Origin of the sequence: Shinella sedimenti, from assembly GCF_022601905.1 — a bacterium.
Lineage (GTDB): Bacteria > Pseudomonadota > Alphaproteobacteria > Rhizobiales > Rhizobiaceae > Shinella > Shinella sedimenti.
The window spans coordinates 84,345-109,418 of the sequence record NZ_JAKVIN010000003.1 but is presented as its reverse complement, the minus strand read 5'-3'; the positions used below and the strand labels follow the sequence as shown (position 1 = coordinate 109,418).

Genomic DNA, 25,074 nt, shown 5'->3' with positions numbered 1-25,074 from the left:
CTCATCATCCCTCCGGCACACTAAGTTTGCCCTATCCCTCGCAACAGACAGGCATGCCATGACCCATCCCGCCTCCCCCGTCGATCCCCTCAAACTCGACAAGCTCGCCGAAGTCGCCGTGCGTGTCGGCCTCCAGCTCCAGAAGGGGCAGGACCTCGTGATGACGGCGCCGATTGCCGCCCTGCCGCTGGTGCGGCTCATCACCAAGCACGCCTATATGGCCGGCGCCGGGCTCGTCAGCACCTTCTATGCCGACGAGGAGGCGACGCTCGCCCGCTACCGCCACGCGCCGGACGAAAGCTTCGATCGCGCCTCGGACTGGCTCTACGAGGGCATGGCCAAGGCCTATGCCAACGGCGCGGCGCGCCTCGCCATTGCCGGCGACAACCCGATGCTGCTGGCCAACGAGGAGCCTTCCAAGGTCGCGCGCGCCAACAAGGCGAACTCCATGGCCTACAAGCCGGCGCTGGAAAAGATCGCCAATTTCGACATCAACTGGAACATCGTCTCATATCCCAACCCGTCCTGGGCGAAGCAGGTCTTCCCAAACGACCCTGAAGACGTGGCGGTCGAAAAGCTCGCCAACGCCATCTTCGCCGCCTCTCGCGTCGATGTGGCCGATCCGGTCGCGGCCTGGGCCACGCACAATGCCAACCTCGCCAAGCGGTCCGCCTGGCTGAACGGCGAGCGCTTCTCCGCCCTTCACTTCACCGGACCGGGCACCGACCTGACGGTCGGGCTGGCCGACGGGCACGAATGGCACGGCGGCGCCTCCACGGCGAAGAACGGCATCACCTGCAACCCGAACATCCCGACCGAGGAGGTCTTCACCACGCCGCATGCCCTGCGCGTCGAAGGCCACGTCTCCTCCACCAAGCCGCTTTCCCACCAGGGCACGCTGATCGACGATATCCAGGTGCGCTTCGAGGGCGGCCGCATCGTCGAGGCGAAGGCGTCGAAGGGCGAGGCGGTGCTCAACAAGGTGCTGGACACCGACGAGGGCGCGCGCCGGCTCGGCGAAGTGGCGCTGGTGCCGCATTCCTCGCCGATCTCGGCGAGCGGCATCCTGTTCTACAACACCCTGTTCGACGAGAACGCCTCCTGCCACATCGCGCTCGGCCAGTGCTATTCGAAGTGCTTCCTCGACGGCGCGAGCCTGACGCCCGAGCAGATCCGCGCGCAGGGCGGCAATGAAAGCCTCATCCACATCGACTGGATGATCGGCTCCGACAAGGTCGATATCGACGGCGTTCGTGCCGATGGAAGCCGCACGCCCGTCATGCGCGCCGGCGAATGGGCCTGATTGGCAGCTTGTTCCGGCCGCGTTCGCGCGGCCGGGACTTCAGATCCGGCCGACGAGCTTTTCGATGCGCGCGACATGCGCCCTGCGCTTGCCCTCGTCCGCGCGGTCCATGTCGTAGAGATTGACCATGCGGAAATCGAGGCCTTTGGCGCAAAAAGCGGCGATGCCGCGCTTCAGCAGCTTCCTGACCGGGTTGCCCATGTAGAGATTGACGACCCACCAGGGCGAGCCCGTCGTGGTGAAGGCCCAGAACAGGCGGATATTACCGAGCCTGGGTTGGATGCGCCCGCCGGCGGGATCGTTCTCGAAGGCGACGCCGGGCACGAAGACCCGGTCGAAAAAGCCCTTCAGGATGGCCGGAAAATTGAACCACCATTGCGGAAAAACCAGCACAATCCCGTCCGCCTGCTTCAGCCGCGAGACGAAGGGCCCGGCCTCGGCGGGGTCGTAATCCGGCTCGAAATAGCGCGCCCGCTCGCTTTCCGTCAGCCGTGGATCGAAGCCTTCGCGATAGAGGTCCAGCAGGTCGACCGTATGGCCGTTTTCCGTCAGCCGGCGCTCAATCGTCCCGGCGAGACTGGCGGCGAAGCTGTCGGAAAGCGGATGAGCGAGCACGAGCAGGATGCGCATGGCGGCCTCAGAACAGCGAGCCCTGGCGCGTGGCGGGCTTTTCCGGCTCCGCCTTCGGCGCCTTTTTCTTCGGCGCCCCGCCGCCGCCCGAGCCAGTGACGGCATCGACGACGCCATCGGCGAACTCGATGGCGATGGCGCGGCCGGGGCCGAGTTCGCCAGCCGCCTTCACCGGCGCGCCGTCCTCGTCGCGCACCAGCGCATAGCCGCGCTTCAGCACGTTGCGGTAGGAGAGCGATTGCAGCACGCGATCCTGAGCCTGCAGGAGCGCGCGGCGACGTGCCAGGTCGCCTGCAAGCGCGCTTTCTCCCCGCAGCGCCAGACCCTTGAGCCTGTCGCGCGAGCGCTCGGTCTGCGTCCTGATGCGGGCGGGTGTCGCCCGCAGGGACACGTCGAAAGCCGAAAGCCGCGCGCGAAGCTGGTCCAGCCGGCGCTCGATCACGCGCTCGGCCCGCAGCAGCCGCTCGTCGACGCGCTGGCGGCGCTCGGCGATGCGCGTCAGAAGCATGTCGGGACGCAGATGCGCGGAGACCCGCTCGAAACTGCGGCGTTTGTTGACGGTGTTCATGTGCAGCCCGCGGCCGAGACCGGCGGCGGCTTCATCGAAGCGGCGGCGCGGCAGGGCCAGAAGCTGGTCGAGGGAGGGCAGCGCGCGGGCAAGCGCGCGCACGCCCTGGCGGCGATTGTCCATCTGCCGTGCCATCGCGCCGCCGAGCCGCGCGGCAAGTGAAGCGATCTCGGCCTGAAGATCGGCCTTCACCGGCACCGCCATTTCCGCCGCCCCGGTCGGGGTGGGCGCGCGGCGGTCGGCGGCATGGTCGATCAGCGTCCAGTCCGTCTCGTGGCCGACGGCGGCGATCAGCGGAATACACGAGGCTGCCGCGGCCCTGACGACGATCTCGTCGTTGAAGCTCCAAAGATCCTCCAGGCTGCCGCCTCCGCGCGCCACGATCAGCACGTCGGGCCGCGCAATCGGCCCGCCGGGAACGAGGGCATTGAAGCCCTCGATGGCGGCGGCCACCTCCTGACCCGATCCTTCGCCCTGCACCTTCACCGGCCAGACCACGACATGAACCGGGAAACGGTCTGCGATGCGGTGCAGGATATCGCGGATGACGGCGCCGGTCGGCGAGGTGACCACACCGATCACCTTCGGCAGGAAGGGCAGCGGCTTCTTGCGCTCCGCATCGAACAGGCCTTCGGCCGCCAGCTTGCGGCGGCGTTCCTCCAGAAGCGCCATCAGCGCGCCGGCGCCGGCCGGCTCCAGCGTCTCGATGACGATCTGGTATTTCGAGGAACCCGGGAAGGTGGTGATCTTGCCTGTCGCGATCACCTCCATGCCCTCTTCCGGCTTGAAGCGCAGGCGCGAGAAGCTGCCCTTCCAGATGACGGCGTCGATGCGCGCCCGGTCGTCCTTCAGCGAGAAATAGGCATGCCCCGAGGAATGCGGGCCGCGATAGCCGGAAATCTCGCCGCGCACGCGCACCTGGTCGAAGGCCTGCTCGACCGTGCGCTTGATGGACCCGGACAGCTCCGACACCGAATATTCGGCAAGGTTGCTGGGCGAATCATTTTCGGAAAAGAAGCTCATGCCGCCAAGTTTAATGCGTTTGCCGGCAGATGACAGGTCGGTGCGGGCCGTGTCCCCAGCGCAGTGCCGCTATTGCGGCCTCACCCGGAAGAGCTGCAAGGCGGCGTCCTCGGTTCCTGCGATCGACTCAAGATAATCCGGCACCCGGCCCTTTAGCAGATCGGCATAGAGGCCTTCGGGCTCCGCCTTGGCGAGGTCGCGGGTCTGGGTGTCGTCGGCGCAGAAGGCGACGAGCGTGACATGCGCCCCGCGCAGGAAGGCTTCGGCCTGGTGCGGGTTGGACAGGCCGATATGCAGTTCCGTCAGCATGCCGCCCTGGTTGCGGTGATAGGGCGCCGAGAGCACCCGGTGCGGCGTATAGCGCAGGATCTGCGCGCCGAGATTGGACGGCCCGGACACCACACCCACCGGCTCGCCGGAGAGAGGCGCGATGGAGGATTGTGCGGTGCAGGAGGCGCGCACCTTCGCGGTGCCGGCAAGGCCGGCCTGCAATTTCTCCTGAGAGCGGCCGGGCAAAAGCGCGCCGGCAAGCGCCCAGGTGGCGGGCACGGCGGCCAGCGTCAGGCCGGCAAAGGCGAGGCCCAGCCCGAGGTTTTTCGGATGGGCGTTGGAGGCCCGGCGCAGGTCGGCAATGGCAAGGCCGAGCGGCAGCGCCGACAGCATGTTGCTGAAGATCGCACCGCGGATCTGGATGAGCGAGACGGCAAAGGCGACGCCGATCAGCGCCAGCATCGTCAGGTGTCCGCCGACGGCCTCGCCACGGCGGATACGCCAGACGCAGACTACAAGCGCGAGCAAGGCCGGCGCGTAATAGGTCCCGATGGAGGCCGGCTCCAGCCGGAACTGCGCAACGGCAGACTGCGCCTCGATGACGCCGGACAGCCAGAAGGTCTTCAGCAGCGGATCGAGCGTGTCGAGCGGGTTGGACAGGCAGCCGGGCGCGACGACGAGGACCGCACCGGCGATCACCGCGCCGCCCGCGGCAAGCCCGGCGAGCCGGCCGCCGAACGGCCGGTCACTGGTGAGCGAGGCGACCAGGAACAGCATCGCGCCGCCAAAGGTGGCGAGCGCATAGAAGCCGTAGGACAGGCTGTCGCAGGTCACCTGCGTATAGCGCGCGGGCGCGACCGTGGCGAAGAAGGCGAGCGTCACCGTCGCCGCCAGCGCCAGCCCGAAGGCGGCAGCGGCCGCATGAAACGCCGGGCCCAGCCAGAGCCAGCGCAGCGCCACGACGAGACAGACCGCACCGATCAGCGGCGTGGTTTCCGCGCCGATGGCGATAGCAAACCCCGCCAGCACGCCGGCCACGGCATGGTCGCGCGCGCGCAGGCCCGGATCGAGCAGCATGGCGGCGATGCCGGCAACGATGGCGAGCTGCACATTGTGGTGATCGATCGAACCCGGCTGGAAGCGGTTGAGCGCCACGACGAAGATCGTCGTCAGGACGAGCGTCGCATGCATGGCGGCGGTGCCACCCAGCCGGTAGCCGGCCAGCCCCATGCCGAATAGCACCGGCACGACCAGCATGACCGGCCAGACCGCCAGCGCCAGTGCTTCCGCGCGCGGCTGTTCGACGAAAAGCGAGAAGAAGCCGATCAGGTTGGCGATGGGCAGGTCGATGAAACGCGACCAGTGCATCAGTGTGCCGCCGTCGAGGCCGAGGCGATACTGCGTCATGTCGAACCAGCCCTGACCCGCCATGAGGTCGCGCACCATGACGAGGCGCATCGTGTCGTCATTGTCGGCGCCGACATAATCGGTGGCAAACGGCAGCGAGACGGCGAGCAGCAGCACGATGGCGACGACGGCGTAGAGCGCCAGCACGCCCGCCGTCATGCCCTGGCGGCGCCGTTGCACTTCGGCGGCGGCGAGCGGCAGGGCCGAGGGCGTGGTTTCCGGCATGTCTTGGCCCTTTCGTGCAGCGTTCGAAGCCACCCGAAACCTAGCCTTAACCTTCTCAAGAAATAGTAAAACGGCGCCCGCATGAGGCGGCGTGGACGGGAGATTGCACCCCATGACGGAAGCCCTGATGGAAGACCTCGATATCGCCGTGCTCCTGCCCTGCTACAACGAGGCCCAGACGATCGGCGATGTCGTTGCCGCCTTCCGCGCCACGCTGCCGATGGCCCGCATCTACGTCTACGACAACAATTCCACCGATTCGACCGCCCTGCGGGCCGCCCTTGCCGGCGCGACCGTGGTGCGCGAGCGCCGCCAGGGCAAGGGCAATGTGGTGCGCCGCATGTTCTCCGACATCGAGGCCGACATCTACATCATGGCCGACGGCGACGGCACCTATGCGGCCTCCGATGCGCCCGAGCTCATCCGCACGCTCATCACCGAGGGTGCCGACATGGTGGTGGGCACGCGCCGGGGCGTGCGTGCCGATGCCGGCCGGCAGGGCCATGCCTTCGGCAACCGCATCTTCAACACGCTCTACCGGTCGCTGTTCGGCAACGATTTCTCCGACATCTTCTCCGGCTACCGCGCCTTCTCGCGCCGCTTCGCCAAGAGCTTCCCCGCCGTCTCCGGCGGCTTCGAGATCGAGACGGAAATGTCGGTGCACGCCTCGCGGCTGCGCCTGCCCGTCGCCGAGCTTGAACTCGATTACGGCCGGCGCCCGGATGGCTCGCATTCCAAGCTCTCCACCTTCCGCGATGGCGGCAAGATCCTGTGGATGTTTGCCATGCTGATGAAGGAAACCCGGCCCTTCACCTTTTTCGGCGCGATCAGCGGCGGCTTCCTTCTGACAAGCCTGATCTTCATGGCGCCGGTGCTCGTCGCCTATTTCGAGACCGGGCTCGTCGAGCGCATGCCGACCTGGGTCTTCTCGCTCGTGCTGATGATGATCTCCTTCCTCGTCTTCTCCGCCGGCATGATCCTCGATTCGCTCGCCCGCGCCCGCGCCGAGCAACTGCGCATCCACTACATGAACCTGCCGGCCGGCCGGCACGCCAGAACCGTCCGCATAAAGTCCGAGACGCCCGCCCGTCATCTGGCCGCCTGAGACGGATCGAACAGGACATCCATATGAACAGGGAAACGACAAACCGCATCCGCTTCGTGATCGAAGACGTATTGCCGCCGATCCTGCGCGATTCCACACTCTTTCGACAGGCAGCGAGCCTCGTCTGGGGGAAACATATCGGCAAGCTCGCGAAATTCCGCGAGCGCGCGCCTTTTCTCACCGCTGAAGAATATGCCGATCTCTACCGCGAACATCCACGCGTCCATGCCGGGACCGACAACTCCCGGGCATGCATCGACCGCATCGTGGCCTCGATTGCGGGCGAGAGCGTCTGCGATGTCGGTTGCGGCACTGGAGCTCTGCTGCGTCATATCAAGGTGGGCAACCCCAGGCTCAATCGCCTGACCGGCGTGGATTTCGTCATCGATGACGCGGCCGGAATAGATGGCGTCGAGTATGTCGCGGCGATGATCGAGAAGCTGCCCTTCGAGGACGGCGAATTCGATACCGTCGTATGCACTCATGTCATCGAGCACGTTCTGGAATACCGTCAGGCGATAGCCGAACTGCGTCGCATCGCTCGCAGGCGCCTGATCATTGTGGTGCCGCGCGAGCGCGAGTACCGCTACAGCTTCAACCCGCATTTCAACTTCTTCCCCTACACCCACTCCTTCCTGCGGGCCGTGCATCCCGTTCCCGCACGCCACGTCTGCGTCGATATCGGACGTGACATTTTCTACATGGAAGAGCGCATGGAGCTGGGCACGTGACTCCGGGCGGTTACAGCCCCACCATCTGGGCGGGCCTGCTCGGCACGCCGCTCCTGATCGCTGCGGGGCAGGTACTCTTCAAGCTGACGAGTGAGACCACCGGAGAGTTCGGCGCGCGGGGTATCGCAGCCCTGCTGCTCAATCCTCTGCTTCTGGCGGCACTGGCGATCTACGGCACAGGCACGATCATCTGGATTTTCGTATTGAAGGCGGTACCGCTCACAATCGGCTATTCCTTTATGGCGCTGACATTCTGCTTCGTGCCTTTGCTTGCGAGCCTCATCCTCGGCGAAGCACTGACAATGCGTTACGCCATCGGCGCCGTGCTGATCATTGGTGGAATGCTCGTCATCAACGGCTGACTTGCGGTTCGAAATGAGCCCGCGTCTGCGCATCGGCTGGGAAGAAGCTCTCGATCAGAACGCCCTGCACGAGGGCATCCTGCGCCGAGCCGAAGGAGGTGAGCGTGGTGATCCAGCTGAAGCGCTTGGTACCGATCCGCATCTCGATCGGCAGCACGGGCAGCCGTTCGGTGGCGGGAAAATCGTTAAGTGCCGCCCGGACGTCGTCTGCCGCCGCCAGCCGCTCGATGCGGTTGAGCAGCGGGCTGCGCGGCCCCTGGAGACGGGCTTCCGCGCGGATGCGGTTCACGAGGTCGGCGGCCGAGCGCGGCCAGTTCACGACGATGGATCGCAGCGGCGTGGGACCGAGATAGGCATCGAGAAAATTGTCGCCGGGTGAAACGGCAATCCCCGCCATGCCGGCGAGGCTCATGAAGGCCTGGTTGGCCGTCAGCACGTTGTATTCGTGGTCGAAAACCACGCCCGGATAGGGATCGTGCCGGTCCAGGATGAGGCCGATGGCCTCGACCACCGCCGCCGGAAGGGCGGCAAGGCTGGCGGACGGCGTCGTGGCGAAGCGCGGCCGGAAGCCGGCGGCGGAAAACAGCGCGCCCTGGTCGCGCGCGGGAATGTCGAGCACGGCCGAAAGCCGCAGGATCATCCCTTCCGACGGGCGCGACCGGCCGGTTTCCAAAAAGGACAGATGGCGCGCCGAAATGCCGGCCTCGCTTGCCAGCTCCAGCTGGCTCATGCGGCGGTGGCCGCGCCATTCCCTCAGATGTTCACCGAATTCCATGCTTTCCTCCAGACCGGCGCGCAGTAAACAGCAGGCAGGACATGATTTCCATTACCTCCAAGGTAATTGGTTTGCTGCACGAGGGCCGGCAGGATGGCCTCATCGACAACGAAGGAGCCCATCATGTTTGCCGCCCTCAACCGCAATCTCCTGCAATCCGTCCTCTTCGCCGACGGCGTCTTTTCGCTTGCCGTCGCGGCGCTGTTCTTCGCCGTTCCCGGGCCAATCGGATCGCTCGTCGGACCATTCGCCACGCCGATGCTCATCAACGGACTGGCAGCATTCTTCCTGCTGTGGGGCGCGTTCCACCTCGCGCTCGCACGACAGGCGCAGCCTTCGGCTGCCGCGGTTCGCCTCGCCATCGTCGGTGACGGGCTGTGGGTCATTGCCAGCATCGCCGTCCTCATTGCCGGTCGCGACGGCCTGACGCTCACGGGCATCATCCTTATCGCCGTGGCCGCCGTCGCCGTTGCGGATATCCTGCTTCTCAAGCAGATCGGCCTTGCCCGCCGACAACGCGCCGCCATGGCCTGACGGCCGACGCGGGCGAAGGGGAGACAGAAAACATTTCACCTTCATCCCGCCGATTCCCCTTGCGCAAAAAATGCACTACCGTCGCGCCCGAATGAAAATGGGGAGCCCTTCATGCGCGTTATCTTTTCCGAGGACCACAAGCTCAGGAACGCCCGTAGCGAACTTCACGGCGGCGAACTGGTGCCGCCGTTCGAGGCGCCGTTCCGGGCGGAATGGATCCTGGCGGCCGTCAAGGATGGCGGCTTCACCGACATCGCCGCCCCTGACGATTACGGCCTGGAAACCGCACTGAAGGTGCACGACGCCGGCTACCTGTCCTTCCTCGGAACCGCCTGGGACCAGTGGAAGGCGGCCGGCTACCGGGGCGAGGCCATCGCCACCTCCTTCCCCGTGCGCCGCACCTCGCCGCGCATTCCCACGCAGATCGACGGCCTGCTCGGCTATTACTGCAACGCCGCCGAGACGGCGATCTCGCCGGGCACCTGGGAGGCGGCGCTTTCCTCCATGCGCACCGCGCTGACGGCCACCGATATCCTCGCCGCCGGCGCAAAGGCCGCCTTCGCGCTGTGCCGTCCGCCGGGCCACCATGCCGGTATCGATGCGTTCGGCGGCTACTGCTTCATCAACAATGCGGCCGTCGCCGCCCAGCGCCTGCTCGACAAGGGTGCCAAGAAGGTCGCCGTTCTCGATGTCGATTTCCACCACGGCAACGGCACGCAGGATATCTTCTACGAACGCGGCGACGTCTATTTCGCCTCGCTGCATGGCGACCCGGCGGAAGCCTTCCCGCATTTCCTCGGTTATGCGGAGGAAACCGGCAAGGGGGCGGGCGAAGGCACGACGCAGAACTATCCGCTGCCGCCGGGCACGCCCTATTCGGTGTGGGAACAGGCCCTGCACGACGCGCTGAAGCGCATTTCCGCCTTCGGCGCGGAGGCGATCGTCCTGTCGCTCGGCGTCGACACGTTCGAGAAGGACCCGATCTCCTTCTTCAAGCTGACCTCGCCGGATTACGTCACGATGGGAAGAGCGGTTGCGGCAAGCGGCGTGCCTGTCGTCACCATCATGGAAGGTGGCTACGGCGTGCCGGAGATCGGTCTCAACGTCGCCAACACGCTGAAGGGCATCGCCGGCTGATCAGCCGGCGCGCCCAGAAACCGGCCCCGATCCGGGGCCGGTCTATGTCTTCAGGCGGTAGCGCACATAGCCGTCCGCCGGGGCATAGCTGTCATAGAGCCTGCGGGCGCGGGCATTGTCGCCGTTGGTGTGCCAGTAGATGCCGCGCCAGCCGTGGCGTTTCGCAAGCGCGATGAGATCGTCCACCAGCGCCCGGCCGATGCCCTTGCCGCGCACCGTCTCGTCGACATAAAGGTCTTCGAGATAGCCTTCCGGCGCGATGTCCCAGGTGCAGTCGTGATAGTGGTGGATGGCAAAGCCCACGAGCTGCCCGTCCCCTTCCGCGATGCGCATGGTGACGCGCGAGGAGGGATCGAGGATGCGGGCCCAAGTGAAGGCCGTCACCTCCTCCGGCACGTCGGCCGCGTAGAAGGTGAGGTAGCCGGCCCAGAGCGCCCGCCACGCCGCCTCGTCCGCCGCCACCGCGTCACGGATCGCCACGACGGCGGTCACGCCCCTGCCCTATCGAGCAGCGCGACCTGATCGGCCGACAGCGAAAGCGACGCCGCCCTGGTGAGGCTCGCCAGTTGCGAAAGGCTGGTGGCGCTGGCGATCGGCGCGGTCACCGCCGGTTTGGCCATCAGCCAGGCGAGTGCGATTTCGGCGGACTTCGCGCCGGTTTCGGCGCCCACCTGGTCGAGGGCGGCGAGAATGCGCTGGCCCTTGTCGTCCAGATAGCGCTGGACGGCCTCGCCGCGCGCCGTGCCTTCCGTGTCCGCCTTGCTGCGGTACTTTCCGGTGAGGAAGCCCGAGGCGAGGCTGAAATAGGTGATGACGCCGATATCTTCCTTGCGGCAGAGATCGGCGAGCGGGCCTTCGAAACCGTCGCGGTCGTAGAGATTGTATTCCGGCTGGAGCACGCCATAGCGCGGCAGGCCCGCCTTGTCGGCGGCGTCGAACGAGGACTGCAGCTGGCCGGCATCGAGGTTGGAGGCGCCGAAGGCGCGCACCTTGCCGGCGGCGACAAGGCTCGCATGCGCCTCCAGCGTCTCCTCGTAAGGCGTCGCGTCGTCCGGCCAGTGCGAAAGATAGAGGTCGATATGGTCGGTCTGCAGGCGCTTCAGCGAGGCCTCCACCTCCTCGAGGATCCATGACTTGCGCAGATCGCGCCGGCCCTGGCCCATATCGGAGCCGACCTTGGTGATGATCACCACCTTGTCGCGCGCGATGCCGGAGCGCTTCAGCCACTTGCCGATGATCGTCTCGGATTCGCCGCCCTTGTTGCCCGGCACCCAGCTCGAATAGACATCGGCCGTGTCGATGGCGTTGAAGCCGGCGCCCGTAAAGGCGTCCATGAGGTCGAACGAGGACTTCTCGTCGGCCGTCCAGCCGAAGACATTGCCGCCGAAAACCAGCGGTGCGATGGACAGGCCGGTCTTGCCGAGGGGTCGATACTGCATGGGAGCCTCCAGGGGTACGTTCTCAAATCAGTGCGCCGACCATAGGACGCCGCGCGGGGCTTTGCACGCGGCGCGACGGATTTTTCCGAACTTGCGGGCGAAAGGCGGCGCGACTAGTCTCTGCCCGCAATCGGGGGCCGCATAAGGGAGTGATATCATGCTGCGTTTCGGAATTCTGTCGACGGCCAAGATCGGCCGCGAACTCGTCGTGCCCGCCATCCAGGACGCGGAGAACTGCGTCGTCACCGCCATCGCGAGCCGCGACCTTTCCAAGGCCCGCGCCATGGCCGACCGCTTCTCCGTGCCGCATGCCTTCGGCTCCTACGAGGAGATGCTGGCCTCCGACACGATCGATGCCGTCTATATCCCGCTGCCGACGTCGCAGCATGTCGAATGGTCCATCAAGGCGGCGGATGCCGGCAAGCATGTGCTGTGCGAGAAGCCGATCGCGCTTCATGCCGGCGAGATCGATGCGCTGATCGCAGCGCGCGACCGCAACAAGGTGCTGATCTCCGAGGCCTACATGGTCACCTACAGCCCCGTCTGGCGCAAGGTGCGCGCGCTCCTTTCGGAGGGTGCGATCGGCCGCCTGCGCCATGTCCAGGGCGCCTTCACCTACTTCAACCGCGACCCCGGCAACATGCGCAACGTGCCGGCGCTCGGCGGCGGTGGCCTGCCTGACATCGGCGTCTATCCGACGATCACCACCCGCTTCGTCACCGGCAAGGAGCCTGTCCGCGTTCAGGCCAGCACCGATCGCGACCCGGAATTCGGCACCGATATCTATTCGAGCGTGCGCGCCGATTTCGGCGATTTCGAACTGTCCTTCTACGTCTCCACCCAGCTCGCCCAGCGCCAGGTCATGGTGTTCCACGGCGACAAGGGTTTCATCGAGGTCAAATCGCCCTTCAACGCCGACCGTTACGGCGCCGAGGAACTCGAACTGACCAACCAGAACCACGCCGAAAGCCAAATCTTCCGCTTTCAGGATGCCCGCCAGTACCGCCGCGAGGTCGAGGCCTTCAGCAAGGCGGCGCGCGGCGAAAACGAGGAGGTCGTGCCGCTGGAAAGCTCGGTCAACAACCAGAAGCTCATCGACGCCATCTACCGTGCGAGCGAAAAAGACGGCTGGGAGCCGGTGTAACCATCGCTTCGCTGCCGGACGACGTGGATCCTCGGGCCTCGCCCGAGGATGACAGGTCGAGGAGATGTACCGGACGCCACTGGCGTTGCGGCGGCGCAAACCATGTTTTAGCCGGCTAACTTATCTTCTCCGCCATCCGCGAGGCGAGGAGTGATCGACACCGTCTGCTACGCCTCCACGCCGACGCGCTTGTAGAAGAACGTCGTCGCGCAGTAGCGGCCGTCAGGATAGAGCGCGTAGTCGGGAATGACGCCGGCGCGCTGCCAGCCGAGACGCTCATAGACCGTTTCCGCCGGGCTGCCGGTCGCGGTATCGAGCACCAGCACCGTCTTGCCGTACCGTGCGGCTTCCGCCTCGGCCGCCGCCATCAGCGCGCGGGCGAGCCCGCGGCCGCGTTCGCTCTCCAAGACGAGCAGCTTCTTCACATCCGCCCGGTGCGGCTGGTTCGGCATCTGGCGGATGCCGACCTGCACCGTGCCGACGATGCGGCCGTCGCGTTCCGCCACGAAAAGCAGCGTGGCTTCCTCGGCGACCGCCGCGATCACGCCCTGCCAGAACGGCGCGGCATCGGCGGGGCCGTAGGGCGCCATGAAGCCGACGGAGGCGCCGCCCGTCACGCAATCGGCCAGGACATCGCAGAGTTCGCCGATGCGGGCTTGCGCTTCGGCAGGATCGAGCCTTCTGATATCGCTCATTGGTCCCTCAGGGTCTGCCGCGATCCAGCACCACGGCGTAATGGGCCGGCGTGTCGCCGGGGTTTTCAAAGACATGGCCATCGGTGATGCTCATATAGAGGCAATCGCCAGGGCCGAGATCGTGCACGGCGTCGCCGACCGTCATGCGCAGGCTGCCGGAAAACAGCCAGACATGCTGCGTCATGCCGGCCTTTGCCGTTTCCGGCGGATAGGCGATGCGCGCGCCGGCCGGGAACGTCACGTCGATGACCTCGACGCGCGAGGCAGTGCCCGGCGGCGAGACGGCGCGGCGCTGGTAACCCGTTTCGGGATCGCGCCAGACCGTCTGCGACCCGTGCCGCGAAACCGGATCGTCCGCACCTTCGGAAAAGGCGAAGAAGGCCGAAAGCGTCAGATCGAGCGCGGCGCACAGCCGTGACAACAGCTGCGCCGTCGGGCTCGCCTCGCCGCGCTCGATGCGCGAGATCATCGCCCGGCTGACGCCGGAGGCGCCGGCGAGATCGTCCAGCGTCATGGCGCGCGCGCCGCGCAGCAGCCTCAGCCTCTCGCCAATGGCGCTTTCCAAGGGGTCATGTGTATTTTCCATTATCATGGAATAATCCTCCCTCATAATGGAGTCAACCGGCATCAACCCATCTGGAAATAATTCTCCGCCATGGCGCGAAGGCGACAATGCGACATCACGCGTGACGCTAAGTTGTTTCGTGGGTAACGGGGGGCGGCGCATATGACGGTCGGTACACAGCGGGCATCGTCGCTCTTTTCCATCACGGCCATTGTCGTCTCGATGACGCTCGTCGCCATCGGCAATGGCATCATGCTCGCCTATGTGCCCTATGTGCTGTCGCGCGCCGACGCGCCCTCGTGGACGCCGGGTGCCGCCGTCACGGCCATTGCCTTCGGCGGCCTGCTCGGGTGCATCCTCGCCGGCCCGGTCATCCGGCGCGTCGGCCATGCGCGGGCCTTCTCCTGCTCCATGGCGCTCGTACTCATCGCCGCCTTCCTCATCGCGCTCGGCGTCCATCCCATCCTGTGGATCGTGGCGCGCGGCATCTACGGCGTGGCGGGCAACGCCAATTTCATCATCGCCCAGAGCTGGCTGAACCACGCGGCCGACAACCGCTGGCGCGGTAGGGCCATGTCGTTCTTCTACATGGCCTATGTGCTGGGGCTCGGCGTCGGCGCCTGGCTGTTCGGCCGCATGCCGGCCGATGGCAATCTCGCGCCGCTCTTCACCATCCTCGTCACCACGCTCGCCATCCTGCCCATCGGCCTCACCCGCCTGCCCACACCGCCGGCCCCCGCCCGCGTCAGCCTCGATTTCGCCATGGCCTGGCGCAATTCGCCCGTCGCGCTGATCGGCGTTCTCGCCGCCGGCGGGCTGTCGATGGTCGTGCAGGGCTTCACGCCGATCTATGCCGCCACAAACAATGTCGGACAGCAGGACGTGGCGCTGCTCATGCTCGTCATGCAGTTCGGCCTCATCTTCGTGCAATATCCGCTCGGCACGCTCTCGGACCGCATCGACCGCCGCGTCGTTTTGATCGTGACCTGCCTGCTCATCACGGGCGCTGCCGTTGCCGCCCTGTTCGTCTCCTTCCAGGCGCTCGTCATTCTGATGCTGGTCTTCGCGCTGTGGGCCGGAGCGGTGGAGAGCGTCTATTCCATCGCAAACGCCCATGCCAACGACCGCACGGACCCCGAGGATTTCGTGCCGCTCGCCTCCACGCTGCTCGTCGCCTGGTCGGTCTCCGCGACGCTCGTTCCGCTCGCCGTAACGGCGCTCACGCCGAGCCTCGGACCGCAGACCTTCATCTATGCGGTGATCGCCGTCGCGCTCGCCTATATCGCCTTCGTGGCGCAGCGGCTGCGGCTGCGCGAGACCGTACCGCCGCAGGCACGCGAGGGCTTCGAGATCAGAAGCGCCCAGGTGCCGAATGCCGGCGCGCTGGTCGAAGGCGAGAAAGCCCCGGAATAGCGGCGCTTGCCGTTCGGAAACCCTTCATTTACCGCTTTTCGCGAGTCGTGCGCACTGCTATATGGCGCGCATGAGCACCAATTCCTCCACGCCCCTCGACCATATCCGCAACTTCTCGATCGTGGCCCATATCGACCACGGTAAGTCGACCCTCGCCGACCGGCTGATCCAGTCGACCGGCGGCCTTGCCGAACGCGAGATGTCGGAGCAGGTCCTCGACAACATGGACATCGAGCGCGAGCGCGGCATCACCATCAAGGCCCAGACCGTGCGCCTGCACTACAAGGCCAATGACGGCGAGACCTATGTCCTGAACCTCATCGACACGCCTGGCCACGTTGACTTCGCCTATGAAGTCTCGCGTTCGCTGTCGGCCTGCGAGGGCTCGCTGCTGGTCGTCGACGCCTCGCAGGGCGTGGAAGCCCAGACGCTCGCCAATGTCTACCAGGCGATCGACAACAACCATGAGCTCGTCACCGTGCTCAACAAGATCGACCTGCCGGCCGCCGAGCCCGACCGCATCAAGGAACAGATCGAGGAGGTCATCGGCATCGACGCGTCGGAAGCCGTGCTGATCTCGGCCAAGACCGGTCTTGGCATTCCCGATGTGCTGGAAGCCATCGTCAAGCGCCTGCCCGCGCCCAAGAGCGAGGGCGGCGACAAGGCGCCGCTGAAGGCGCTGCTGGTCGACAGCTGGTACGACACCTATCTCGGCGTCATGGTTCTCGTGCGCGTCATCGAGGGCCGCCTCACCAAGGGCCAGACCATCCGCATGATGGGCACGGACGCCAAATATACCGTGGAACGCGTCGGCGTGCTCACACCCAAGATGGTGGCCATGGACAGCCTCGGCCCGGGCGAGATCGGCTTCATCACCGCCTCGATCAAGGAAGTGGCCGATACCCGCGTCGGCGACACGATCACCGAGGACAAGCGCCCGACGGCCAAGGCCCTGCCGGGCTTCAAACCGGCCCAGCCGGTCGTGTTCTGTGGTCTCTTCCCGGTCGATGCCGCCGATTTCGAAGACCTGCGCTCGGCGATGGGCAAGCTGCGCCTCAACGACGCCTCCTTCTCCTTCGAGATGGAATCGTCGGCGGCGCTGGGCTTCGGCTTCCGCTGCGGCTTCCTCGGCCTGCTGCATCTCGAAATCATCCAGGAGCGCCTGGAGCGTGAGTTCGACCTCGACCTCATCGCGACGGCGCCTTCGGTCGTCTACCAGCTCTACATGACCGACGGCACGATGCGCGAGCTACACAACCCGGCCGACATGCCCGACGTCGTGAAGATCTCGGAAATCCACGAGCCGTGGATCCGCGCCACGATCCTCACGCCCGACGATTATCTCGGCGGTATCCTGAAGCTCTGCCAGGACCGCCGCGGCATCCAGATCGAGCTGACCTATGTCGGCACGCGCGCCATGCTGACCTATGACCTGCCGCTCAACGAAGTCGTCTTCGACTTCTACGACCGCCTGAAGTCGATCTCCAAGGGCTACGCCTCGTTCGACTACCAGATCACCGACCACAAGGAAGGCCATCTGGTGAAGATGTCGATCCTCGTCAACGGCGAGCCGGTCGATGCGCTGTCCATGATGGTGCACCGCATGGCCGCCGAAAAGCGCGGCCGCGACATGTGCGAGAAGCTCAAGGAGCTGATCCCCAAGCACATGTTCAAGATCCCGATCCAGGCCGCCATCGGCGGCAACGTCATCGCCCGCGAAACCATCTCGGCGCTGCGCAAGGACGTGACCGCCAAGTGCTACGGCGGCGACGCCACCCGCAAGCGCAAGCTGCTCGACAAGCAGAAGGCCGGCAAGAAGCGCATGCGCCAGTTCGGCAAGGTGGAAATCCCCCAGGAAGCCTTCATCGCCGCCCTCAAGATGGGCGACGAGTAAGACCGAAAAGGGAGGCGCTGCCTCCCTTTTTTGTGCCGGCCCATCAGGGCGCAGGCGCCGGGAGCTTCTTGCCGATATCGCCCTGCAGCAGATGCAGGAAGGGTCGTGGCGCCAGCTTGCCCGGGTTGGCGTAAGGGTTCGAGAAGGCGAAGATGAAGAACAGGATCACGCCGGAATAGGCCCCGAAGAGCGAAAACAGCACAAGATGCGTGCGCGTCGGCCTGTACACGTAGAAGGCGGTCGAGATGATGATCAGCCCAATGATGGCCGGTCCCCAGAACAAGCCCGAGAAGCGGCCGAAGGAGGCCGCCTCCCGCAGCTGGCGGAAACGGGCAATCGTCGCGGTCTTTTCCTTGAGCCGATTGCCGAGATAACGCTCGCGCTCGTTTGCCGGCGTCAGATCGAGCACACGATTGTAGACGGCCTCCCATTCATGCCAGGCGCGTGGCGAAAGGCCGTCGCGATGCCCGAGCCGCGCCCACTCCTCGTTGACGACGATGGCGACGTAACGCGCCAGCCCCTCCTGCACAGGCGCGACGACCGCGCCACCGTATCGCGCCGCATCGTTAAAGACGTCCGAAATCGCGATCGCCTCATCAAGCAGCGTGGCGCGCACGCCTTTATAGTCATCGAGTTCCTGCGCATAGACCAGCCCCAGGATCAGGCTGTGCAGCGTGGCGACCCGCACGGCCATGTTGCCCGCCACCTCCAGCGTCCTGTCGCCCTCCTGGCCGGGATGCAGCACCCGGCGCGCCAGGAAGTAACATCCCAGCACGAGCGCTATCGTCGTGAGTACGACCGCCGCACCGGAAAAGAAAGACGACACGATATCGTTGAGACCATCCATGCCAGCACCATCCCCCACCGGTGCCCGCGAATCAAGCCGAGCTACGAGGCGAAAGAAGTGGCGGGGAATGCATGGCACCATAGCCCGCCGCTGCGCGGCCGCCCCGCTCATCTGGGGCTTGAAACGAGGCGCCACAGCCTCGCCCGCTTCCACCGCCGCCCTCTCGTGCCAATCCGAGGACATACACCCACCGCACGCCCTGATTTCGCGCCAAAATTCGGCGTCGTTTTCCCCGCCCGCATCATCCGTGCCTACAATTCCCCATCCCGCCCTCGGATACACCGCAAGGCGTTGCGGCGAGGCGGGGTCGGCGCGGGGCTTGAGGGGATGACGCGAAACCTCATGCACCGGGCTCGCGGAAAATGGTCTCCCTCCGGCGACACGCGGGAAGCGGCGGGATGTCGGACCGATCCTGCCGTTTCAGCCCCGAACGGCGCGTCGGGCGTGCCTGTGCGGCACACAAGGGGGCGGAACTGGCGGATGCGTCGGCATCGTCCGCCGGGATGGAAACAGGTCGGGAGGTGGCAACACTTTCCGCCGTATCGCCAAGGCGTGCGCTACGGATGTCAAACGGCCATGCCCCTCCCGGAAACCGGCGGTCAACATCCACCTTTCCCGCCTTTGCAGAGAGACCGGAGTCGCGGGCAAAAACCGCTGAACGGGGCGCCGGAAGGTGTCACCTAACTCTTTTCATTCGAGGCAGCTTCCGGCGCCCCGTCCGAATGCTTTTTGAAACCACGGGCGAAACCGCAGCGTGGATTGTCGTGCTGGCCCGTGTTCAGCCGTCCTCGTAGCGGCGCTGCCCTTCCAGCAGTGCGTCGTCCAGGCGGCCGTTCTCGGCATAGATCGAAAGCTCTTCCGGCTGCCCGACGCCTGCCACCAGCCGGGGACAGGCTTCCACCGCACCGAGCACCGTCGTCACGGGAATGACGCCAGCCCAGATCGGCAGGGCGAAATCCGCCTCGTCGTCGCCCACGCCCTTGGCGCGCACCTTGGCGGCGGCCTCCTCGATCTCCATGGCGATGATCGTCGTGGCCTTGGCCTCCTGTTGCGTGATCGGGCGCAAAAGTGCGCTGCGTCCGGGATAGAAGCGGTCCACCACGTCGCGCATCGCCTCGATCTTCTCGTCGGCACCCTCGACGAGCCGGGCCGTGCCGAAGCACATGGCGGAGCGGTAGTTGGCGGAGTGGTTGAAGCCGGAGCGGGCGAGCACGAGGCCATCGAGATGGGCGACCGTGAGGCAGGCGGGCGTGCCGGCCTTGAGGTGGCGCAGCATGCGGCTTGCCGACGAACCGTGCCAATAGAGCGTATCGCCCTTGCGCCAGAACAGCGTGGGCGTGGCATAGGGCTGGCCGTCGATGACATAGGCGACATGACAGAGCATCGCCGCATCGAGAATGGCGTGCACGGCGGCACGGTCATAGCTGCCGCGTTCGTGCAGGCGCTTGACGCGATTGCGCGGGGTGACGGGATAGGCGGCGGCGGTATCGACGGTCATGCAATCTTGCCTTTCGAAAACGATGCCGTCATGGTGCGCCATGACATTGGATCGAAAAAGCACCAATTCAGGGCGAAAAATACAAACCAATCCTCCTGATTGGTCGACGCTCGTTCCCGTGCTGCCGGCGGCCGGCAAGCGCACGCCGGCACTTTACCGCGAGCTGCGCCGGCTGATCGAGGCGGGCACGCTGCCGGCCGGCGGCAAGCTGCCGACCTCGCGCGATCTCGCCGCCCGACTGGCCATTGCGCGCGGCAGCGTGGTCGCGGCCTTCGAGATGCTGATCGCCGAGGGCTATGCGGTCGCCCGCCCCGGCGCGGGCACCTTCGTCGCAGACCGGGTGCCGACGGTCAGACAGGCCGCCGCGCCGGCAACGATTGACGACGCCGCGGTGCGGATGCCGCTGCCCGGCACGCTCGGCGTCGCCATGGCCGATGCGCGCACGCTCTCGCTCTTCCGCACCCTGCTCAACCGCCACCTCGCCCGCCCCGGACCGGAGCACTTCCACTATGGCGATCCGCGCGGCGGCGCGGCGTTGCGACAGGCGCTCGCGGCCTATCTGCGGCAGGCGCGCGGGGTGCGCTGCACGGCGCAGTCCATCGTCCTCACTTCGGGCACGCAGCAGGGTCTCGATCTCGTGGCACGCAGCCTGTTTGCGCCAGGCGAGCGGGTGATGATCGAGGACCCGTGTTATCCCAGCGCCCGGGCCGCCTTCATTGGCAACGGGCTTGCCGTGTCGGGCGTGCCGGTGGATGGCGAAGGGGCCGATATCGCCCGGGCCGTGCCGGAGGCCCGCGCCGTCTATGTCACGCCGTCGCACCAGTTTCCGCTCGGCGTGACGATGTCCATGCGCCGGAGGCTGGCGCTGATCGACTGGGCGCGCGAAACCGGCGGCTGGATCATCGAGGACGATTACGACAGCGAGTTCCGTTATGCCGGCCCGCCGCTCGCCGCCATGCAGGGCATGGATGACAGCAGCCGCGTGATCTATCTCGGCACCTTTTCCAAGGTGCTGTTTCCCGGCTTGCGCCTCGGTTATGCCGTGCTGCCCGAGCCGCTGCTGGAGAGGATCGTTGCGCTTCGCGCCCGGAGCGACCGCAGCCCGCCGACACTCGCCGAGGCGGCGCTGACCGACCTCATCCGCGAAGGCCATTTCGCCGCGCATCTGCGCCGGGCCCGGCGGCAGGCGCAGTCGGCGCGCGATGGTTTGCTCGAAGGGCTCCACATGGCACCCGGCCTCGCCGCAACCGTGCCGGATCAGGGCCTCCACCTCGTCGCGGGCGTGCCGGAAAGTGTGCCCGATACGCTGGCGGTCGACATTGCGCGGAAAGCCGGGCTCGGCGTCAGGGCGCTCTCGGCCATGGCGGTCACGCAGCCGCCACGGCAGGGCCTGGTGATCGGCTTTTCCGGCTTCGCGCCGGAGGTGCTGCGGGACGCAGCCTCGCGTTTTTCGGCAGCGCTTGCGCGCCTTTAGGCGACGCGGCGGCGGCGGTCGGCGGCACGCACCGTCGCCACCCAGGCGCGGGCCAGCGCAAGACCGGCGGCGTCCGCACTGGGCCCGCTTTCAGCGGCCAGTTCCGTGCGCCGGGCATACCAGTCCGGCGCGATGCCGGCGATGAGATCCGGGAAGGTGGCGACCCATTCATCGACCACCTTGCGGCTCGCCTCCAGATGAAACTGGGTGCCGTAGATCGCGCGGCCAAGCCGGAAGGCCTGGTTCGCCACGGCGTCGGTTCCGGCGAGGCGCACCGCGCCGTCGGGAAGCGTGAAGGTATCGCTATGCCATTCGAAGATCGGGAAGGAGGCCGCAGCGGCGGACAGCACCGGATCGGCCGCACCTTCCGCGGTGAGCGACACCGTGCACCAGCCGAATTCCCGCGCCGTGCCGATCACGTTGTCTCCGCCATAGGCGCGGGCCAGAAGCTGGCTGCCGAGGCACACACCCAGCACGGATTTGTCGGCATCACCGAAGCGGCGCATCAGGGCGGCGAGGCCGGCCAGATAGCCGTGGCTCTCATCGTCGAGCGCATTCTGCGGGCCGCCCATCACCACGATGGCGTCATGGGCGGTCTCGTCGGCGGGGATGGTATCGCCGGCATGGGGGCGGCAGATGTCGATCTCGGCGCCTGCTTCTTCAAGCGCGACGCCGATCTGCCCGAGCAATGTCACCTTGTCGTTTTCAACCACCAGAACCCGCATGCGATACTCCTGCCTTTCGATAGGAGGCGAAACAACCATGCTCCGAGGGTTCATTCAAGACCCGCCGAAAGAAAGAGATCCGGCCCGGCGGACCGGTTCAGGGGTAGATGACGCCCTTGCGCAGGATGACGTTCGCATAGAGCCGCGGCTCGCCGGTCTGCACCAGCGTGTGGGCGGCGCGCACGCGATTGTAGAAGTCTGCGCCGACGAGCGGCACGACCGTCCGCTGCGGCTCATGGCGGGCGCAGCATTCGATGATCTCGCTGTGCACCGGCTCCAGCCGGTCGCGTTCCTGCCGGTAGGTCGAGCGGAAGATCGCCTCCTCGACGAAATCGTCGATCGGCATCACCGACAGGATGGCGTTGAGCACCGGCACCAGCGGCAGGCCGTCGAGGCGGATGAGCCGGCGGGCATGCTCGACGCCGGGATAGTTGCCGTCGACGATGGCGATCTCGTCGCCGTGGCCCATCGCGCGCAGCGTCGAAAGCAGCTCCGGGCTCAGGATGGGATCGATATTCTTCAGCATTCAGCCAAGCTCCTTGAAGAGAACGTTCTGGTCGGGAAGGTAGCGGGAAAACAGCGGCAGGCTCGCTCCGCCGATCGAGCGGGCATGGCTGCCGACGGCGCCCTCCACGATCTCGGGCATGGTGACGCCCTGCAGGTCGAGCCGCGCGACGGCGGCCTTGGTGGCTTCGACGACGCGCGCACGCACCCAGTCGGGAAAGCCGCCATCGATGATGACGGCGGAAAAGTCGATGACGGAGGCCGAGGCGATGACGGCCTGGGCGAGTGCTGCCGCCACATCGTCGATCCACAGCTGCAAGGGTGCGCCGAAATCCACCCAGCCGTCGGGCGAATACCAGAGCGGCATGGGGTCGATGCCGGCTTCGCGCAGCAGGTTTTCCAGCCGGTAGATGGAGGCGATCTTGAGCAGCTGCACGGTCTCGCCGTCACGACCCTGCACGGGCAGCGGGCCGATGGCGCCCGCCGTTCCCGTACGGCCGGTAAACAGCGCGGAATTCAGCACCACGCCGCCACCGATGAAGGAGCCGATGAAGAGATAGAGGAAATCGGGATAGTGCTGGCCGCGGCCGAACACCAGTTCGGCGGCGCACGCACTGGTGGCATCGTTCTGCAAGGTGACTGGATAGGACACGCGTCTCGCGATCTCGGCTTCGAGATCGACGCCGCGCCACTGGTCCATCTCGGCCTGCGGGGCGCCCACCTCGCTTGCCCAGCTCCACAGCTCGAAGGGCGCGGCCACGCCGAAGCCCGCGATGCGGGCGCGCTCCTGCGGACTCATCGACGCCTCAAGCTCGGCCAGCCCCTCCTCCACGAAGGACAGAAGCGGGCCGGGCATGGGATAGGGGAAGGTGCATCGCACCTGCCGGCGGATGCCGCCGACGAAATCCATCAGCACGATATCGGCGCTGCGCCGGCCGATCTTCATGCCGAGCGAATAGACCGCTTCCGGATTGAGCCGCATGGGCACGGAAGGCTGGCCGACCTTGCCGCGCAGGGGTTCGCCGCGGATCAGCAGGCCCTCGGCCTCCAGCGCGCGCATGATGACCGTCACCGTCTGGGCGGACAGGCCGCTGCGCCGCGCGATCTCGGCCTTGGACAGGCTGCCGTGCCGGCGCACCAGCGACATGACGAGGCGCTCGTTATAGGCGCGCACGCGCACCTGGTTCGCTCCCCCGCTGGGATCGAGGATATCGGCCGGCGCGGCCATCGCCGACGCGGCATCTTTGATCATCGTGTCCTCCCGTGCCGGCCCTGGCGCAAGGCACCTGTTCCGGTCCTCTTATCGGCTGGCGCTCCGCTCTTCCATCGGAAACGTTACAGCCGGGGCCTTCGCCCACTGTTGACCGGAGCATGCCACATCGGATTAATAATTCAATTCGATTTATTTATTGACAGCCATTTCTTTTGGTGTTCTCTTGATCGTCGGAAGCCGGTCGGACAGCAGGAACCCTGTCCACCCGCGACCGGATGGCCCCGGGAGAGGGGCGCATCCCGTTCTATCCTTGGGAGGATTACATGAAGACATCCATCATTTCCGCCGCTATCGGCGCGCTGGCGCTTGGCGTGGCCTTTTCGACGCCGGCCGCTGCGGCAGACACCACCGCCTGCCTGATCACCAAGACCGACACCAATCCCTTCTTCGTGAAGATGAAGGAAGGCGCCACCGCCAAGGCTGCCGAACTCGGCGTCACGCTGAAGTCCTATGCCGGCAAGATCGACGGCGATTCAGAAAGCCAGGTCGCCGCCATCGAGACCTGCATCGCAGATGGCGCCAAGGGCATCCTGATCGCCGCCTCCGATACCAAGGGCATCGTCCCTTCCGTACAGAAGGCCCGCGACGCCGGCCTGCTCGTCATCGCGCTCGACACGCCGCTTGAGCCGCTCGACAGTGCCGACATGACGTTTGCCACCGACAACCTGCTGGCCGGCGAACTCATCGGCAAGTGGGCGGCCGCCACCCTCGGCGACGGTGCCAAGGATGCCAAGATCGCCTTCCTGAACCTGACCCCGTCGCAGCCGTCGGTCGATGTCCTGCGTAACCAGGGCTTCATGAGGGGCTTCGGCATCGACGTGAAGGACATCAACAAGATCGGCGACGAGGACGATGCACGCATCGTCGGCAACGACGTGACGAACGGCAACGAGGAAGGCGGCCGCACCGCCATGGAAAACCTTCTCCAGAAGGATCCGACCATCAATGTCGTGCACACGATCAACGAACCGGCCGCTGCCGGCGCCTATGAAGCGCTGAAGGCCGTTGGCCGCGAGAAGGACGTGCTCATCGTTTCCGTCGACGGCGGTTGCCCGGGCGTGCAGAACGTTGCGGACGGCGTGATCGGCGCCACGTCGCAGCAATATCCGCTGATGATGGCGGCGCTTGGCGTCGAGGCCATCAAGAAGTTCGCCGACACCGGCGAAAAGCCGAAGGCCACCGAAGGCAAGGACTTCTTCGACACGGGTGTGACGCTCGTCACCGACAAGCCGGCAGCAGGCATCGATTCGATCGACACCAAGGCCGGCAAGGAAAAGTGCTGGGGCTGATGCCTCATGCCGGCCCGGTCAGACCGGGCCGGCCATCCGCCATGGCGGACCGGGTGAACGCACCCTTGTTTTGACAATCGCAAAAAGACGTGGGCACCTTTGTCCCCTGCAAGGGGCCGCGCTGTAAGATGCGGCTGTGCGCGGGAGACCGCCCGAAGAAGGCGGCGGTGCGCATCGAGCGTCTCGACCGATTGTTCACGCACCCAATGTATCCGGCACTGCCGCGACGGTCGGCATCGGAAGG

General features: G+C 66.1%; 24 protein-coding genes. 11 read left to right on the top strand and 13 right to left on the bottom strand.

What is annotated here, in order from left to right:
* The first annotated feature begins 58 nt into the window (after positions 1 to 58).
* Entirely contained in the window at positions 59 to 1,303 is a 1,245-nt protein-coding gene (locus MKI86_RS07880; protein ID WP_241599598.1) for an aminopeptidase, read from the top strand.
* 39 nt (positions 1,304 to 1,342) lie between these two features.
* On the opposite strand, the gene MKI86_RS07875 is transcribed toward MKI86_RS07880, so the two are convergent.
* From MKI86_RS07875 to MKI86_RS07865, 3 genes are all read right to left on the bottom strand, one after another.
* A complete protein-coding gene (locus MKI86_RS07875) occupies positions 1,343 to 1,933 on the bottom strand; it encodes an NAD(P)H-dependent oxidoreductase (protein ID WP_241599596.1) in 591 nt (196 codons plus the stop codon).
* Positions 1,934 to 1,940: 7 nt separating this feature from the next.
* Positions 1,941 to 3,524 carry an exodeoxyribonuclease VII large subunit gene (gene xseA, locus MKI86_RS07870; protein ID WP_241599594.1) on the bottom strand — a complete coding sequence of 528 codons (1,584 nt, stop codon included), beginning with the start codon at positions 3,522 to 3,524 and terminating at the stop codon, positions 1,941 to 1,943.
* Between the two features lie 69 nt (positions 3,525 to 3,593).
* Positions 3,594 to 5,426: a hypothetical protein gene (locus MKI86_RS07865; RefSeq protein WP_241599592.1), complete on the bottom strand. Its 1,833-nt coding sequence runs from the start codon at positions 5,424 to 5,426 to the stop codon at positions 3,594 to 3,596.
* A 112-nt stretch (positions 5,427 to 5,538) separates the two neighbouring features.
* On the opposite strand from MKI86_RS07865, the gene MKI86_RS07860 reads away from it, so the two are divergent.
* Genes MKI86_RS07860 through MKI86_RS07850 form a run of 3 tightly spaced genes read left to right on the top strand, consistent with a single transcriptional unit; the run spans position 5,539 to position 7,624 of the window.
* Positions 5,539 to 6,531 carry a glycosyltransferase gene (locus tag MKI86_RS07860; RefSeq protein ID WP_241599590.1) on the top strand — a complete coding sequence of 331 codons (993 nt, stop codon included), beginning with the start codon at positions 5,539 to 5,541 and terminating at the stop codon, positions 6,529 to 6,531.
* A 23-nt stretch (positions 6,532 to 6,554) separates the two neighbouring features.
* Positions 6,555 to 7,262 (top strand): class I SAM-dependent methyltransferase, encoded by a 708-nt coding sequence (locus MKI86_RS07855; protein ID WP_241599588.1) that lies wholly within the window; start codon positions 6,555 to 6,557, stop codon positions 7,260 to 7,262.
* A complete protein-coding gene (locus tag MKI86_RS07850) occupies positions 7,259 to 7,624 on the top strand; it encodes a DMT family transporter (RefSeq protein ID WP_241599586.1) in 366 nt (121 codons plus the stop codon). The genes MKI86_RS07855 and MKI86_RS07850 overlap by 4 nt, the downstream gene beginning before the upstream one ends.
* On the opposite strand, the gene MKI86_RS07845 is transcribed toward MKI86_RS07850, so the two are convergent.
* Positions 7,614 to 8,399: a helix-turn-helix domain-containing protein gene (locus tag MKI86_RS07845; protein ID WP_241599585.1), complete on the bottom strand. Its 786-nt coding sequence runs from the start codon at positions 8,397 to 8,399 to the stop codon at positions 7,614 to 7,616. The genes MKI86_RS07850 and MKI86_RS07845 overlap by 11 nt on opposite strands.
* Before the next feature lie 123 nt (positions 8,400 to 8,522).
* Between MKI86_RS07845 and MKI86_RS07840 the strand changes: the two genes are divergently transcribed.
* Positions 8,523 to 8,933 (top strand): hypothetical protein, encoded by a 411-nt coding sequence (locus tag MKI86_RS07840; RefSeq protein ID WP_241599583.1) that lies wholly within the window; start codon positions 8,523 to 8,525, stop codon positions 8,931 to 8,933.
* Positions 8,934 to 9,044: 111 nt separating this feature from the next.
* A complete protein-coding gene (locus MKI86_RS07835) occupies positions 9,045 to 10,070 on the top strand; it encodes a histone deacetylase family protein (RefSeq protein WP_241599581.1) in 1,026 nt (341 codons plus the stop codon).
* A gap of 42 nt (positions 10,071 to 10,112) precedes the next feature.
* Here MKI86_RS07835 and MKI86_RS07830 read toward each other — a convergent pair whose 3' ends face one another.
* Together MKI86_RS07830 and MKI86_RS07825 are read right to left on the bottom strand one after the other, a co-directional pair.
* A complete protein-coding gene (locus tag MKI86_RS07830; protein WP_241599578.1) occupies positions 10,113 to 10,562 on the bottom strand; it encodes a GNAT family N-acetyltransferase in 450 nt (149 codons plus the stop codon).
* Positions 10,559 to 11,509, bottom strand: coding sequence for an aldo/keto reductase (locus MKI86_RS07825; protein WP_241599576.1), 951 nt, complete (start codon positions 11,507 to 11,509; stop codon positions 10,559 to 10,561). Before MKI86_RS07825 ends, MKI86_RS07830 begins: the two co-directional genes overlap by 4 nt.
* A 157-nt stretch (positions 11,510 to 11,666) precedes the next feature.
* Between MKI86_RS07825 and MKI86_RS07820 the strand changes: the two genes are divergently transcribed.
* The gene (locus MKI86_RS07820) at positions 11,667 to 12,653 is read left to right on the top strand and encodes a Gfo/Idh/MocA family protein (protein WP_241599574.1); all 987 of its coding nucleotides are present in this window, start codon (positions 11,667 to 11,669) and stop codon (positions 12,651 to 12,653) included.
* A gap of 167 nt (positions 12,654 to 12,820) precedes the next feature.
* Here the strand turns inward: MKI86_RS07820 and MKI86_RS07815 are convergent, their stop codons facing one another.
* Together MKI86_RS07815 and MKI86_RS07810 are read right to left on the bottom strand one after the other, a co-directional pair.
* Positions 12,821 to 13,348 (bottom strand): GNAT family N-acetyltransferase, encoded by a 528-nt coding sequence (locus MKI86_RS07815; RefSeq protein ID WP_241599572.1) that lies wholly within the window; start codon positions 13,346 to 13,348, stop codon positions 12,821 to 12,823.
* 7 nt (positions 13,349 to 13,355) lie between these two features.
* Positions 13,356 to 13,940, bottom strand: coding sequence for a helix-turn-helix domain-containing protein (locus MKI86_RS07810; RefSeq protein WP_241599570.1), 585 nt, complete (start codon positions 13,938 to 13,940; stop codon positions 13,356 to 13,358).
* A gap of 135 nt (positions 13,941 to 14,075) precedes the next feature.
* On the opposite strand from MKI86_RS07810, the gene MKI86_RS07805 reads away from it, so the two are divergent.
* Positions 14,076 to 15,326 carry an MFS transporter gene (locus tag MKI86_RS07805; RefSeq protein ID WP_241599568.1) on the top strand — a complete coding sequence of 417 codons (1,251 nt, stop codon included), beginning with the start codon at positions 14,076 to 14,078 and terminating at the stop codon, positions 15,324 to 15,326.
* 61 nt (positions 15,327 to 15,387) lie between these two features.
* On the top strand, positions 15,388 to 17,220 hold the full coding sequence (gene lepA / locus MKI86_RS07800) for a translation elongation factor 4 (RefSeq protein ID WP_241599566.1): 1,833 nt from the start codon (positions 15,388 to 15,390) through the stop codon (positions 17,218 to 17,220).
* A 43-nt stretch (positions 17,221 to 17,263) separates the two neighbouring features.
* Here lepA and MKI86_RS07795 read toward each other — a convergent pair whose 3' ends face one another.
* Both MKI86_RS07795 and MKI86_RS07790 read right to left on the bottom strand, forming a co-directional pair.
* Positions 17,264 to 18,067 carry a bestrophin-like domain gene (locus tag MKI86_RS07795; RefSeq protein WP_241599556.1) on the bottom strand — a complete coding sequence of 268 codons (804 nt, stop codon included), beginning with the start codon at positions 18,065 to 18,067 and terminating at the stop codon, positions 17,264 to 17,266.
* Between the two features lie 778 nt (positions 18,068 to 18,845).
* Positions 18,846 to 19,565: a pyridoxamine 5'-phosphate oxidase family protein gene (locus MKI86_RS07790; protein WP_241599554.1), complete on the bottom strand. Its 720-nt coding sequence runs from the start codon at positions 19,563 to 19,565 to the stop codon at positions 18,846 to 18,848.
* Between the two features lie 118 nt (positions 19,566 to 19,683).
* Here MKI86_RS07790 and pdxR point away from each other — a divergent pair, with 118 nt between their 5' ends.
* Positions 19,684 to 21,039, top strand: a complete 1,356-nt coding sequence (pdxR, locus tag MKI86_RS07785; protein WP_241599552.1) for a MocR-like pyridoxine biosynthesis transcription factor PdxR — start codon at positions 19,684 to 19,686, stop codon at positions 21,037 to 21,039.
* Here the strand turns inward: pdxR and MKI86_RS07780 are convergent.
* From MKI86_RS07780 to MKI86_RS07770, 3 genes are all read right to left on the bottom strand, one after another.
* The gene (locus MKI86_RS07780; RefSeq protein WP_241599549.1) at positions 21,036 to 21,764 is read right to left on the bottom strand and encodes a type 1 glutamine amidotransferase; all 729 of its coding nucleotides are present in this window, start codon (positions 21,762 to 21,764) and stop codon (positions 21,036 to 21,038) included. The two genes, pdxR and MKI86_RS07780, sit on opposite strands and share 4 nt — an antisense overlap.
* 97 nt (positions 21,765 to 21,861) lie before the next feature.
* Positions 21,862 to 22,290, bottom strand: coding sequence for an RbsD/FucU family protein (locus MKI86_RS07775; RefSeq protein WP_241599547.1), 429 nt, complete (start codon positions 22,288 to 22,290; stop codon positions 21,862 to 21,864).
* Positions 22,291 to 23,520, bottom strand: a complete 1,230-nt coding sequence (locus MKI86_RS07770) for an ROK family transcriptional regulator (RefSeq protein WP_241599546.1) — start codon at positions 23,518 to 23,520, stop codon at positions 22,291 to 22,293.
* Positions 23,521 to 23,804: 284 nt separating this feature from the next.
* On the opposite strand from MKI86_RS07770, the gene MKI86_RS07765 reads away from it, so the two are divergent.
* Positions 23,805 to 24,830 carry a sugar ABC transporter substrate-binding protein gene (locus MKI86_RS07765; RefSeq protein ID WP_241599545.1) on the top strand — a complete coding sequence of 342 codons (1,026 nt, stop codon included), beginning with the start codon at positions 23,805 to 23,807 and terminating at the stop codon, positions 24,828 to 24,830.
* Positions 24,831 to 25,074: the final 244 nt, after the last annotated feature.

What these genes read in the sequence shown, in the direction of transcription:
- MKI86_RS07880 (WP_241599598.1), top strand. Translation starts at nt 59, where the DNA reads ATGACCCATCCCGCCTCCCCCGTCGATCCCCTCAAACTCGACAAGCTC.
- MKI86_RS07875 (WP_241599596.1), bottom strand. Translation starts at nt 1,933, where the DNA reads ATGCGCATCCTGCTCGTGCTCGCTCATCCGCTTTCCGACAGCTTCGCC.
- xseA (WP_241599594.1), bottom strand. Translation starts at nt 3,524, where the DNA reads ATGAGCTTCTTTTCCGAAAATGATTCGCCCAGCAACCTTGCCGAATAT.
- MKI86_RS07865 (WP_241599592.1), bottom strand. Translation starts at nt 5,426, where the DNA reads ATGCCGGAAACCACGCCCTCGGCCCTGCCGCTCGCCGCCGCCGAAGTG.
- MKI86_RS07860 (WP_241599590.1), top strand. Translation starts at nt 5,539, where the DNA reads ATGACGGAAGCCCTGATGGAAGACCTCGATATCGCCGTGCTCCTGCCC.
- MKI86_RS07855 (WP_241599588.1), top strand. Translation starts at nt 6,555, where the DNA reads ATGAACAGGGAAACGACAAACCGCATCCGCTTCGTGATCGAAGACGTA.
- MKI86_RS07845 (WP_241599585.1), bottom strand. Translation starts at nt 8,399, where the DNA reads ATGGAATTCGGTGAACATCTGAGGGAATGGCGCGGCCACCGCCGCATG.
- MKI86_RS07840 (WP_241599583.1), top strand. Translation starts at nt 8,523, where the DNA reads ATGTTTGCCGCCCTCAACCGCAATCTCCTGCAATCCGTCCTCTTCGCC.
- MKI86_RS07835 (WP_241599581.1), top strand. Translation starts at nt 9,045, where the DNA reads ATGCGCGTTATCTTTTCCGAGGACCACAAGCTCAGGAACGCCCGTAGC.
- MKI86_RS07825 (WP_241599576.1), bottom strand. Translation starts at nt 11,509, where the DNA reads ATGCAGTATCGACCCCTCGGCAAGACCGGCCTGTCCATCGCACCGCTG.
- MKI86_RS07820 (WP_241599574.1), top strand. Translation starts at nt 11,667, where the DNA reads ATGCTGCGTTTCGGAATTCTGTCGACGGCCAAGATCGGCCGCGAACTC.
- MKI86_RS07815 (WP_241599572.1), bottom strand. Translation starts at nt 13,348, where the DNA reads ATGAGCGATATCAGAAGGCTCGATCCTGCCGAAGCGCAAGCCCGCATC.
- MKI86_RS07810 (WP_241599570.1), bottom strand. Translation starts at nt 13,940, where the DNA reads ATGATAATGGAAAATACACATGACCCCTTGGAAAGCGCCATTGGCGAG.
- MKI86_RS07805 (WP_241599568.1), top strand. Translation starts at nt 14,076, where the DNA reads ATGACGGTCGGTACACAGCGGGCATCGTCGCTCTTTTCCATCACGGCC.
- lepA (WP_241599566.1), top strand. Translation starts at nt 15,388, where the DNA reads ATGGCGCGCATGAGCACCAATTCCTCCACGCCCCTCGACCATATCCGC.
- MKI86_RS07795 (WP_241599556.1), bottom strand. Translation starts at nt 18,067, where the DNA reads ATGGATGGTCTCAACGATATCGTGTCGTCTTTCTTTTCCGGTGCGGCG.
- MKI86_RS07790 (WP_241599554.1), bottom strand. Translation starts at nt 19,565, where the DNA reads ATGACCGTCGATACCGCCGCCGCCTATCCCGTCACCCCGCGCAATCGC.
- MKI86_RS07780 (WP_241599549.1), bottom strand. Translation starts at nt 21,764, where the DNA reads ATGCGGGTTCTGGTGGTTGAAAACGACAAGGTGACATTGCTCGGGCAG.
- MKI86_RS07775 (WP_241599547.1), bottom strand. Translation starts at nt 22,290, where the DNA reads ATGCTGAAGAATATCGATCCCATCCTGAGCCCGGAGCTGCTTTCGACG.
- MKI86_RS07770 (WP_241599546.1), bottom strand. Translation starts at nt 23,520, where the DNA reads ATGATCAAAGATGCCGCGTCGGCGATGGCCGCGCCGGCCGATATCCTC.
- MKI86_RS07765 (WP_241599545.1), top strand. Translation starts at nt 23,805, where the DNA reads ATGAAGACATCCATCATTTCCGCCGCTATCGGCGCGCTGGCGCTTGGC.